Origin of the sequence: Parvibaculum sp. (assembly GCF_049672805.1) — a bacterium.
Lineage (GTDB): Bacteria > Pseudomonadota > Alphaproteobacteria > Parvibaculales > Parvibaculaceae > Parvibaculum.
Genome location: NZ_JBATWS010000245.1, coordinates 1 through 10775, shown reverse-complemented (window position 1 = coordinate 10775; position 10775 = coordinate 1). Strand labels below are relative to the sequence as shown.

Genomic DNA, 10775 nt, shown 5'->3' with positions numbered 1-10775 from the left:
ATCGAGGCCAGCGGAAATGAAAGGACGGAACGTTGCGCGGTCTGATCTGAGTTCTTCCGGTGTGGAGTCCTTCTCGATGGTCAGGCGTTCCAAGGCGAGGTGATGGGCCTTCTCTCTGATCCGCTCGTCTTCGAAACTTTCTGGAAAGCGTTTGTGCAGCTTCTCCAGATAGGCAAGGGCCTTGTCCCCGTCGTTTAATGAAGAGGCTGTATGGACGGCAAGGATGAGAGCGTCCCGCTCGACTTGATCGCCCTTCCAGTCCTGAAGCAAGTTCTCCAGAGCGGTCAGGCCTTCTTGCGGCGAGAGAGCGCCCCTTTCAAGGCTGAGCACAATGCGGCGCTGGATCGCCATTGCCGCGCATTGACCGTCTGGTCCCTTGATCTCCTTGTAGCGGTCCAGTGCGGTGCGTGGATAGTTCTCAAGCTCTGCAAGACGGCCGGACACCCATGTCTGGCAATCCCGCGGAAAAGTCGCGAGGGCAGCAGAGGGAAGATGAGTGATGAGGGCGCGAGCAAAGATTCCGTCACCTGCATCAAAAGCAGCATTGATGAGCGTCAAAGCGACGTGCTGCTGAATGGCTGTTGAATATTCCGCGACTGAATGCAGGGAGGGAAGGGCTTTTGCGGGTTCGATATCTCCCGGAATGGCTTTGCCGGAATGGGCCGCATGCACAAGCTGCCAGAGAATCTCCTTGGCAGGGTCGGCCAGGGTGAAGCTCCGAGCGCCGAGTATGTCTTCGCTGTCAGGAAGGCGGGCGAGAATGAAGGCGGTCTTTGCCATTTCCTGATCGTCAGGGTGTGTCATGGCTTGAGGTGTATCGGCGGTGCCTGCCGCAAGCGCATAGGCCTCCCGATAGAAACTGTGCTCCATATAGAGCTTCATGAGCTGAAGCCGCGCATAGGCCTGCTCGTCACCTTCTGTATTTGCAATCTGTCTTTCGAGTGTCTGGCGGCTTTCGAGGAAGCTTTGTTCGCTCTCCAGCGCCAGGGATGTGCCGGGGAGAGACATAGAGATCAGCATGGTGGTTGCGAGCAGCTTCATCTTCAGATGTCTGCTAGCCCGCCGGTTTGTATTGACTGTTCTCATTTCCGCCTGTCCGGTTGAAATCGAAACGCCCGTTTAAACTGCCTGCCTCAGGTTAAACCCACGTTCAAAGCTGAGACGGAACCGGGACGAGGCGATGCAGACGCAGATTTATGTGGGGCTTTCCAGCCAGCTAGCGCTTCGGCAGCAGCTTGATGTGCTGGCCAATAATATCGCGAATGTGAACACGGTCGGGTTTCGCGCGGAGTCCGTTCTCTTCGACAGTCATCTGGAAAAGACGCATGACCGGCAGACCGTTTCCTATGTGGTGGACAAGTTCAGCTACACAGACAGGAAAGCAGGCACCTTCCGCGAAACGGGAAACCCCCTTGATGTGGCGATCCGGGGCGAGGGCTGGCTGCAGGTCCAGACGCAAAACGGTGTCCGCCTCACGCGTGATGGCAGGTTGCATCTCAATCCAGAGGGAACGCTCGTAAACCACGCGGGCTATGAAGTGCTTGGCGTGGGTGGTGCGCCTGTCGAAATCCCGGAAGATGCTGGCAATCTCCAGATCATGAAGGACGGCACCATAGGCGATGGTGAGCGCGTCTTCGGACGCATAGAGATTGTGCGGGCCGCCGATGAAGGCGCGTTGGCGCATGAGGCGGGAGGGCTCTATGTCGGCGGTGGCGCCCTGACACCAGCCGAAGGCATTGAGCTGATGCAGGGGACGCTTGAGCTTTCAAACGTCAATGCCGTGCTGGCGATGACGCAGCTTATCGATATTTCAGCCGCCTATCAGCGTGCGCAAACGCTGGTCGAAGGAGGCGATGAAACCGCACGAAATGCGATCCGCACGATTGGTCGCATCGAGTAACAGCCGGTTATGAAAGACAAAGGAGAGTGACATGAGGGCTCTGAGCATTGCCGCGACCGGCATGATGGCGCAGCAGACGAATGTCGAGGTGATTTCGAACAATATCGCCAATATGAACACGACCGCATTTCAGCGGGCGCGGGCGGAGTTCACCGACCTCTTCTATGAGACCGAGCGGCGGCAGGGGGCAGAGTCAACCGACGCAGGAAACATCATCCCCGCCGGGATTCAGATCGGCCTTGGAGTGAAGACGACGGCGGTGCGCCGCGTGGCACTTCAGGGCAGCCTTATGGAAACGGGCAATACATTCGACCTGGCGCTTCAAGGTCGCGGCTATTTCATGATCGATCTGCCGAATGGCGAAACCGCCTATACGCGCGCTGGCGCCTTTCAGAAGTCGCCGGAAGGACAGCTTGTGACGGCAGACGGCTTCGTGTTGCAGCCGGGCATTGCCATTCCGGACAATGCAATTGATGTGACGGTCAATCAGAGCGGTCAGGTCTTCGCCACGGTTCCCGATCAGGTGGAGCCGGTGAATGTGGGCCAGATCCAGATTGCGGTTTTCGCCAATGAAATCGGCCTTGATGCGCTGGGCGACAATCTTTTTGCCGAGACGACGGCATCTGGCGCGCCTGTTGTGGGGGTGCCTTCTGATGATGGTTTCGGCAAGATCCGCCACAAGTTTCTTGAGAGTTCCAATGTGAACTCGGTGCAGGAAATCACCGATCTCATTTCCGCCCAGCGCGCCTATGAGATGAACTCCAAGGTCATTGAAACGGCAGATCAGATGTCGAGCACCGTCACGAATATGAGGTGATGGTCATGAGACGTTGCATCCGGTGGCTGGCTTTTCTTGCGTGTTTTGCGCTCTTGCCCCTTCGGGCGGAGGCTGAGGAGATGGCCTATGCCATTGTGCCTGCAACCCGCATTCAGGCGGGCGATCTGATCTCCCGGGCAGATTTGCAGAAGATCGAGATTCCTGTGCGTCGCCTGCGCCCCGACAGCGTGACGGAGATGGACGATATTGTCGGAATGCAGGCCAGGCGCACCTTGCTGCCGGGGCATGTGATTTCTTCGCTGACGGTCGGAAAGCCTGTGCTGGTGGAGCGGAATAAGCGTGTTCAGGCGCGCTACACGCAAGGCGGGCTCGAACTCAGCCTGCGGGTGGTTTCCGCGCAAGACGGCGCAATGGGCGAGACAGTGCGCGTGACAAACCCGGATACGGGATCGGTCCTCTATGCAACGGTGAGTGGCTACAGCCAGGTCGATATTGGCAGGTAAGGGCGGGAAATGAAGAAGCTCGTAGTTCTGATGGCGACCTGTGCGATGCTCGGTGGATGCGACAGGCTTTCGCGTGTTGGCGTGGCGCCCGATTTCAGCCCGATGGTGGTGGCGAAGCATGATGGCGAAATCGCGCGCCAGATATCGATCCCCATGCCTGTCGATGAGCCAGCCCCGCGCGCTTTTTCGTCGCTCTGGTCGCCGGGCAACAAGGAATTCTTCGTCGATGTGAGAGCAAAGCAGATCGGCGATATCGTGACTGTTCTGATTGATATTGATGACCGCGCCAAGCTCAATAATACGAGCCAGCGCAGCCGCGAGGCGTCGGAGGACGCATCGCTGCAGGCGCTTTTCGGACTTGAGGATATTGCGACGGATGCGGTCAACGAGCTTGAGCTGACCCCCGCCGTTCAGGGCTCAAGTCGCAGTCGTAGCCGGGGGAGTGGCGATATTGACCGCAAGGAACAGATCAGGCTCCGCATTGCGGCCGTCGTAATCGATGTCCTGCCGAATGGCAACCTCGCCATCTCCGGACGTCAGGAAGTTCTTGTGAATTATGAAATGCGGGATCTGCGCGTCGCAGGCGTGATCAGGCCTATGGATATCAATGCTGCAAACGAGATTGGCTACAAGGACATTGCCGAGGCCCGGATTGCCTATGGCGGGCGGGGCATGATCTCGGATGTGCAGCAGCCGCGCTATGGGCAGCAGGTCTATGACATTGTGATGCCTTGGTGAGGGGCGGGCTCGTGGCAGAAAAGTCGCAGGAAACGCAGGAAGTTGTCATCGTCAAAGTGCGGCGGCATGACCCGGAACTTGAAGGCGGACATACGGGGGTGTGGAAGCTCGCCTATGCTGACTTCGTGACGGCGATGATGGCGTTCTTTCTGCTTATGTGGCTTGTCAATGCGACAACGAAGGAGCAACGCGACGGCATCTCCAATTATTTCAATCCTGTTTCTGTTTCGACCGGTACGTCCGGCACCGACGGGCTTCTGGCCGGCCGCACGACCGACACGCAAGGCTCGCTCGACGCGCCGGACGGGGCAGGGCGTCTCGGCCATCCGATGACAGCCCCTCCTTATGTTTCAGCACTCGGGACCGAGAAGCGTATGCCGCAGGGCGCGCAGATGGAGCGGGGAACGAAGCCGAAGGATGAGGCGCGCGATCTGAGCGTTGCCCCCATGGCGCAGATCAGAACTGACCTCACTGCCACGCCCGAAGAAACCGCAGTCAGAACCTTTGATGATCCCTTTGGTGATCCCAACGAGGCGATTGCGCTCGACACTTATCAGGAACTGGTTACTCACCCGGATGCGCTTGAGAAACTTCTGTCGGAGCTTGAGGTTTCCCCCTTGCATGAAAGAGCTGGGCGCGGAGAGGATCTCGAAGCCCTGCGCATGGAGTTGCTTGCACAACTGACGCAGCTTCTGGAGGACAATGGCCTTACCGATAATGTGAGGCTCAATATCGACAAGGACGGGCTTCGCATCCAGATCACGGATGACAACAAGTTCTCGATGTTTCCGGTGGGTTCTGCCCGGCTGGAAAACGAGGCGGCGGAGATTGTCTCTGCGATCACGCAGGTAATCCGGGATATTCCGAACGGAATCATGATAACCGGCCATACGGATGCGCTTCCCTATCGCACGGCCGACGGTTATTCCAACTGGGAGCTTTCTGCTGATCGCGCAAATGCGGCACGGCGCGCACTTGTCGAAGGCGGTATGGCGCCCGACCGCATCCTGCGTGTCGAGGGGCATGGCGATCGCACACCGCTGATCGAGGAAGATGCGTTTGATGCCCGCAACCGGCGTATCACCATTCTTGTGCTTGCAAGCCAGGGATGAGAAGCGGCTCCAGCTGCAAAGGGTCTGAATCTTTATCCCTGCCTTAAACATGCGCTTCTAGCATTGCACCATATGGCGGCGTCACAGCTTGCCAAGCTGCATCCCAAGAAGGGCTCTGCTTCCTGTCCAGAATGACCGGGGACAACATGATGAAGCAAGGAGCTATCCATGAGTGTTTTGGGTGCAATGCGGGCCGGTGTCTCCGGACTTCAGGCGCAGTCGATGAAGTTCGGCGCACTCGCCGATAATATCTCGAACTCCAGCACCATCGGCTACAAGCGCGCCGATGTGCAGTTCACCACGATGGTGACGCAGGCGGCGACAGGCACCGAATATACATCGGGCGGCGTGCGCCCTGCGGTTCGCATGGATGTGTCGAGCGCGGGCAGCCTCATTACGTCATCCAGCACTACGGACCTTGCGATCGGCGGCGGCGGTTTCTTTGTCGTTGCAAATAATGCGGGCGGTGGCGCCGATACGACATATGCGCTGACGCGGGCGGGCTCCTTCGCCATTGACAAGAATGGCGACCTCGTGAACTCGGCAGGCTTTTATCTGCAGGGCTATGCGCTCAATTCTGATGGCACAACGACCATTCCGAATCCGTCGCAGGATTCCTTCGCCGACCTGCAAACGATCAATGTCGCGAGCCTCGGTTTTGCGGGTGCGCCGACCACAGTGGTTGATTTCGCCGCGAACCTGCCGATGCAGCTCACGGGCACGGGTACACCGGTGGCTCCGCTTCAGACTTCTGTCACCTATTACGATCCGCTCGGCAATGCGCGCCGTATGACGCTGGAGTGGCAACCGGATACTGCGGTGGAGAACCAGTGGACGCTCAACATTCTCGACTATGACGGCACGAGCATCGGCACTGTTGATTATGTCTTCAATGCCACGGGCGCGAATGCCGGTACGCCTGCTTCCATCGTCACTGCCCTGCCTTTTGCGGGTGGCGTTGCCTCTCTCACCACGGTCAATGGACAGTCCATTGATCTTCGTCTTGGCGAGGTCAACTCGCTCAATGGCGTGGTGCAGTTTGTGGGCGACTATTCGCCGAACCGTATCAACATTGACGGTGCTCAGGTGGGTGAGCTTCTGCGCGTTGACATTGGCGAAGACGGCATCGTGACGGCCGTGTTCAACAACGGTCAGCGGACGCCTGTTTACAAGATTCCGCTCGCCAATGTGACAAACCCGAACGGCCTCGTTTCGGAAGACGGCAACACATTCCGTCTCTCGCAGGAAGCGGGAACCATGCGCCTCTGGGATGCCGGCAAGGGGCCGGCGGGTGAGGTTATCTCCGGTGCGCTTGAAGCCTCCAACGTGGATATCGCCGAGGAATTGACTGAACTCATCCAGACGCAGCGTGCCTACTCCTCCAACGCCAAGATATTCCAGACCGGCGACGAGATGCTGCAGGAACTGACGAACCTGAAGCGCTGATAGCGAGTAGGGCTCAAGACCGAGGACAGGAAAGATGACCATTTCTCAGGCGATACAGTCCGCGATGAGCGGGCTTCAGGCGGCGCAAACACAGGCGGCCATCGTCAGCCAGAACATCGCCAATGCCCAGACGGAAGGGTATGTCCGCAAGGATGTGAATCTGGGAAATCGGATCGTCAATGGCGTCGGCATGGGTGTTGAGGTCCAGGGTATCAGCCGCAAGGTGGATGAATATCTGATCCGCGACATGCGTATTGCAGCCGCCAGTGTGGGGCGACAGGATGTGCTGTCTGCCTCGCTGACTGTCTTCACCGATCTGGTAGGCCAGCCGCAGGATGAGCGATCACTTGCCTCCGCGCTCGGCAAGCTTGACCGTGCGTTGCAGGAACTGGGTAATGCACCGGAAGATGCAACGCTGCAGAAGTCTGCCGTTGCGGCAGCAGAAGCCCTTATCTCGTCATTCCAGACCATTGATCGCGGCGTGCAGAAAGCGCGAGAGGATGCCGACTCCCAGATCGACTCCATCGTGCGCAACGTCAATTCATCACTCCATCGGATTGATGATTTGAACCGCCAGATTGCGGGTCAGGCAAGCGCGGGGATTGATACAAGCGATCTGCGGGACGAGCGTGACCGGCTGCTGGATTCTCTTGCGCGGGACCTGCCGATCAATGTCATCCAGTCCGGACACAATGTCGTGGTGATGACGAAAGGCGGCGTGACGCTGCTCGACAATGCGGTCCATGAACTCAGTTTCCAGACCTCTGCTATCATACCGGCCAATTCGGCCTATGTACCGCCGCCTGCTGCCTCACCGCTCTCGGGGCTGATGGTGGATGGTGTTGATATATCCTTTTCAAGCACCTATCCCGGCGCCATACGTGAGGGTACGCTGGCGGGATTGTTCGAGATCCGCGACAGCATTATGCCGCTGGTGCAAAAGCAAGCAGATGAGCTTGCCGCGCATGTTGCAGCAGCCTTTCAGGCTGCCGATGCAACGGTAACAGGCGCTCCCCCCGCAGATACCGGCCTCTTCACCGATAATGGCGGGCCGGTTGACCCGCTGGCCTATGTGCCGGGGCTTGCCGGGCGGCTTTCGGTGAACGGGCTTGTTGAGGCGAATGCCGCTCTCCTGCGGGATGGTGTTCACGCTACCGCAGCGGGGGCGGCGGGTGACCCGACGCAGATTCATGCCTTTCAGGCGATCTTCTCGCAGACTTTCAGCTTCGACCCCGGGGCGGGGCTTCAGACAGCCGCAAAGCTTGCGGAGTTTGCCGCCAGCGCCACCGCCGATATTCAGAAGGTCCGCAGCGAAGCCGACAGAGCCTATGTAGCACAGTCGCTTGTTCTTTCCGGCCTTTCCAATACGCGGCTCAATCGCGACGGCGTGAACATTGATGATGAAATGCAGAAAATGCTCTCGATTGAACGAAGCTATGCCGCAAGCGCGCAGGTGATTTCGATGGCGAATGCCATGCTGGATTCGCTTTTTGAGGCCATGAGATAGGGGTGAGATGCCATGAATGTTCGCAACGTATCCACGATGGGAATGGGGCTTCTCAGCAGGCAGTCCATAGCCGATACCCAGAAGCAGCTTCTCGTTCTTCAGCAGGAGCAGGCGACAGGCAAGCATTTCGACGTTGCGGGAAAGCTCGGGGCGCAGACGAGCCGGGATATTCTGCTCCGCGAAAGCTATAACGAGGCGCAGTCTTATCTCCTGAATAACAAGACGCTTTCCTCGCGCATTGAAGTGACACAGCACGCTTTCAGCAATCTGACGTCAAACGGCAACGATTTTATCACCAAGATTGTTGCCGCGCTGAATGGGGAAACTGCTGCCGGTTTCATGCCTTCTGCGGCGGCGGACCTTATCGAAAATATTGAAAGCGCGCTGAATGCCTCATTTGGCGGCCGCTCGCTTTTCGCCGGAACGGTGATTGACGTTCAGCCGCTTCAGCTTTCTCAGCTTACCCATCCGGTGACAGGATATTCGCCGATGGAAGTGATCAAGAATGTGATCGCGGCCAAACCGCCCGTAACGGATGCGGCGAGCCTTGCCGATCTCCTTTCCGGGCCGGATGGCATTGCCTCCGTCTTCGACAGCACGCACAGCAATGCGGATTATCGCTTCGATGCCACCTTCTACAATGGCAATGATCAGGACATCGCAGCGAAGATAGATGCATCGACAGACGTGCCGGGCGGGGCGCGCGCCAATGAGGAAGGTGTGCGGTTGATGCTCCGGGCGGCCTATACACTTGCAGCTATCGACCCTGACTCCATGCCTGCAGGCCAGTACAGACAGGTGCTCGATGCCGCCATGGCCGATATTCAGGCTGGCATGTTCAAGATCCAGCAGAAGCAGGCAATTCTCGGCCTGTCGGAACAGTCGATCGAGCGCACGAACGAACGGCACTCGCTGATGTCCGACCTGATGGCAAAGCAGATTACCGCGCTGGAACAGGTTGATCCCTATGAAACCGCGGTCCGGCTTTCCCATGTGATGACTCAGATCGAAAGCACCTTCTCGATCACCGCGCGCGTCAACAGGCTCAGCATTATCAATTTTCTCTGAAACTGAAATCCCGGTTTAAGGCCGGCGCCGGACTATGAACCGGTAAGGGAAAGGAAGTTGGTGCCATGGATCTGATGGGGATACCTCTTTTCGGTGTCGCAAGTGACCGGATGTCCTATCTGGCGATGCGGCATGAGGTGATCGCCGAGAATGTCGCCAATGCCAACACGCCGAAGTTTGTGGCGCGCGACCTGAAGCCCTTTTCCGAGGAACTGAAAAATGCCGTCGTGACAATGGAGCGCACAAGGCCCGGCCATCTGCCCATTTCCTCCACGGCGGGGGGCAAGCTGCGGATGGATGGCAAGAGCCAGACCTGGGAACTCGTGCCGTCGGGCAATGGCGTTTCGCTTGAGCAGGAAATGCTCAAGGCGTCCGACACGGTGACGTCCTATGCGCTGGTGTCGAACATCTACAAGTCGAATGTGAATCTTCTGAGCCAGGCCGTCAGCGGGCCGAGATAACGGGAAGTCATAATGAGTGATCCACTGACAGCGGCAATGGCGATAGCCAGCACTGGCCTCCAGGCACAGAGCACGCGAATGCGCGTGGTGTCCGAAAACGTCGCCAATGCCAATTCCACTTCTGATGTACCGGGCGGTGATCCTTATCGTCGCAAGACGGTAACATTCGATGCCGAGCTTGACCGCGCTATCGGTGCGTCGATGGTGAAGGTGAAGGCCATTGGCGTGGACAAGTCAGATTTCAGGATGAACTATGATCCGAGCCATCCGGCGGCAGATGCGGCAGGCTATGTGAAGTTGCCGAATGTCTCGGCACTTATCGAAATGGCTGATCTGCGCGAAGCCACACGCTCCTATGAGGCCAATCTCAACATTATCGAACAGGCGCGCACCATGATGATGCGCACCACCGATCTCATTCGCCGTAACTGAGGTAGATGACAATGCTTGACGGCGCGGCGGCAATTGGCCGGGTTGCGAAACTTTACGAGGAAGCAAAGGCCTTCGGCGTAGGCGTATCGAACGGCTCGCAGGCAATCCTGAAGCCAAGCGAGGCAGATGCGGCGGAGTTTGGCAGCTTCGTAAAGGGGCTGGTGACGGACTCCGTAAACGTGTTGCGCCGGAGTGAGGCAGTGTCCGTGGCGGGGGCGCAGGGCAAAGCAAGCGCGCAGCAGGTGGTGGAAGGCGTGATGGCCGCGGAAGTGACGCTGCAGTCAGCTGTCGCTATTCGTGACAAGCTGGTGAGTGCCTATCAGGAAATCATGCGGATGCCGGTCTGAGGCTTGAGTGATGAACGAAGCAGATGCAATTGATCTTGTTCGGGATGGTGTGTGGACCGCGTTTCTCGTCACCTCGCCCATGCTTGCGGTTGGCATGATTGTAGGCATTTCCATTGCGCTTCTGCAGGCGCTGACGCAGGTGCAGGAAATGACGCTGACTTTTGTGCCGAAGATCGGTGCCATTCTTCTCGTTGCCGTTATATCCGCGCCCTTCATTTATCAGGGCCTCTCGCATTTCACCTTCTCGCTCTATGACCGCATAGCTACAGGGTTCTAGGAGGACGGGTATGTCTGTCGTTTACACGCATGCAACGCTTGATCGGCCGGGGCCAATGGCCTCTGACGTTCGCGTGCGTGGGAATACGGAGAAGGTATCTGCAGGCGAGTTTGGTTTTTCTGATTTTCTTGATGTCATCAATCCGCTCCAGCACATTCCCATTGTATCGTCGATTTATCGGGAGCTGACGGGAGACGAGCTTGGTG

Annotated in this window: 13 protein-coding genes and 1 pseudogene; 13 read left to right on the top strand and 1 reads right to left on the bottom strand. The window is 57.8% G+C overall.

All coding sequences use genetic code 11. The annotated features are described in order from the left end of the window. Positions 1-1041: hypothetical protein (locus WBF74_RS07950; protein ID WP_424437789.1), on the bottom strand; the 1041-nt coding region annotated here is incomplete at its 3' end. A 139-nt stretch (positions 1042-1180) separates the two neighbouring features. Here WBF74_RS07950 and flgF point away from each other — a divergent pair. The 13 genes and pseudogenes from flgF to WBF74_RS07885 all read left to right on the top strand — a co-directional run. Continuing rightward, positions 1181-1900, top strand: coding sequence for a flagellar basal-body rod protein FlgF (flgF, locus tag WBF74_RS07945; RefSeq protein WP_424437786.1), 720 nt, complete (start codon positions 1181-1183; stop codon positions 1898-1900). Positions 1901-1931: 31 nt separating this feature from the next. Next, positions 1932-2717 (top strand): flagellar basal-body rod protein FlgG, encoded by a 786-nt coding sequence (gene flgG / locus WBF74_RS07940; protein WP_424437783.1) that lies wholly within the window; start codon positions 1932-1934, stop codon positions 2715-2717. Continuing rightward, the gene (gene flgA, locus WBF74_RS07935) at positions 2717-3181 is read left to right on the top strand and encodes a flagellar basal body P-ring formation chaperone FlgA (RefSeq protein WP_424437780.1); all 465 of its coding nucleotides are present in this window, start codon (positions 2717-2719) and stop codon (positions 3179-3181) included. The genes flgG and flgA overlap by 1 nt, the downstream gene beginning before the upstream one ends. A 9-nt stretch (positions 3182-3190) precedes the next feature. After that, positions 3191-3919 (top strand): flagellar basal body L-ring protein FlgH, encoded by a 729-nt coding sequence (gene flgH, locus WBF74_RS07930; RefSeq protein WP_424437777.1) that lies wholly within the window; start codon positions 3191-3193, stop codon positions 3917-3919. Between the two features lie 11 nt (positions 3920-3930). Beyond that, positions 3931-5031, top strand: coding sequence for an OmpA family protein (locus WBF74_RS07925; protein ID WP_424437774.1), 1101 nt, complete (start codon positions 3931-3933; stop codon positions 5029-5031). A 168-nt stretch (positions 5032-5199) separates the two neighbouring features. Then, positions 5200-6477 carry a flagellar hook protein FlgE gene (locus tag WBF74_RS07920; RefSeq protein WP_424437771.1) on the top strand — a complete coding sequence of 426 codons (1278 nt, stop codon included), beginning with the start codon at positions 5200-5202 and terminating at the stop codon, positions 6475-6477. A 34-nt stretch (positions 6478-6511) separates the two neighbouring features. After that, positions 6512-7984 carry a flagellar hook-associated protein FlgK gene (gene flgK / locus WBF74_RS07915; protein ID WP_424437768.1) on the top strand — a complete coding sequence of 491 codons (1473 nt, stop codon included), beginning with the start codon at positions 6512-6514 and terminating at the stop codon, positions 7982-7984. Positions 7985-7996: 12 nt separating this feature from the next. Then, a complete protein-coding gene (locus WBF74_RS07910; RefSeq protein ID WP_424437765.1) occupies positions 7997-9052 on the top strand; it encodes a flagellin in 1056 nt (351 codons plus the stop codon). A 65-nt stretch (positions 9053-9117) separates the two neighbouring features. Next, a complete protein-coding gene (locus WBF74_RS07905) occupies positions 9118-9513 on the top strand; it encodes a flagellar basal body protein (protein WP_424437762.1) in 396 nt (131 codons plus the stop codon). Positions 9514-9525: 12 nt separating this feature from the next. Continuing rightward, positions 9526-9945 carry a flagellar basal body rod protein FlgC gene (gene flgC / locus WBF74_RS07900; protein ID WP_424437759.1) on the top strand — a complete coding sequence of 140 codons (420 nt, stop codon included), beginning with the start codon at positions 9526-9528 and terminating at the stop codon, positions 9943-9945. Positions 9946-9950: 5 nt separating this feature from the next. Further along, the gene (locus WBF74_RS07895) at positions 9951-10292 is read left to right on the top strand and encodes a flagellar hook-basal body complex protein FliE (protein WP_424437756.1); all 342 of its coding nucleotides are present in this window, start codon (positions 9951-9953) and stop codon (positions 10290-10292) included. Between the two features lie 10 nt (positions 10293-10302). Beyond that, positions 10303-10569, top strand: a complete 267-nt coding sequence (fliQ, locus tag WBF74_RS07890) for a flagellar biosynthesis protein FliQ (RefSeq protein ID WP_424437792.1) — start codon at positions 10303-10305, stop codon at positions 10567-10569. Positions 10570-10579: 10 nt separating this feature from the next. Beyond that, a pseudogene (locus tag WBF74_RS07885) lies at positions 10580-10775 on the top strand (hypothetical protein); the annotation flags it as partial.

What these genes read in the sequence shown, in the direction of transcription:
- flgF (WP_424437786.1), top strand. Translation starts at nt 1,181, where the DNA reads ATGCAGACGCAGATTTATGTGGGGCTTTCCAGCCAGCTAGCGCTTCGG.
- flgG (WP_424437783.1), top strand. Translation starts at nt 1,932, where the DNA reads ATGAGGGCTCTGAGCATTGCCGCGACCGGCATGATGGCGCAGCAGACG.
- flgA (WP_424437780.1), top strand. Translation starts at nt 2,717, where the DNA reads ATGGTCATGAGACGTTGCATCCGGTGGCTGGCTTTTCTTGCGTGTTTT.
- flgH (WP_424437777.1), top strand. Translation starts at nt 3,191, where the DNA reads ATGAAGAAGCTCGTAGTTCTGATGGCGACCTGTGCGATGCTCGGTGGA.
- WBF74_RS07920 (WP_424437771.1), top strand. Translation starts at nt 5,200, where the DNA reads ATGAGTGTTTTGGGTGCAATGCGGGCCGGTGTCTCCGGACTTCAGGCG.
- flgK (WP_424437768.1), top strand. Translation starts at nt 6,512, where the DNA reads ATGACCATTTCTCAGGCGATACAGTCCGCGATGAGCGGGCTTCAGGCG.
- WBF74_RS07910 (WP_424437765.1), top strand. Translation starts at nt 7,997, where the DNA reads ATGAATGTTCGCAACGTATCCACGATGGGAATGGGGCTTCTCAGCAGG.
- WBF74_RS07905 (WP_424437762.1), top strand. Translation starts at nt 9,118, where the DNA reads ATGGATCTGATGGGGATACCTCTTTTCGGTGTCGCAAGTGACCGGATG.
- flgC (WP_424437759.1), top strand. Translation starts at nt 9,526, where the DNA reads ATGAGTGATCCACTGACAGCGGCAATGGCGATAGCCAGCACTGGCCTC.
- WBF74_RS07895 (WP_424437756.1), top strand. Translation starts at nt 9,951, where the DNA reads ATGACAATGCTTGACGGCGCGGCGGCAATTGGCCGGGTTGCGAAACTT.
- fliQ (WP_424437792.1), top strand. Translation starts at nt 10,303, where the DNA reads ATGAACGAAGCAGATGCAATTGATCTTGTTCGGGATGGTGTGTGGACC.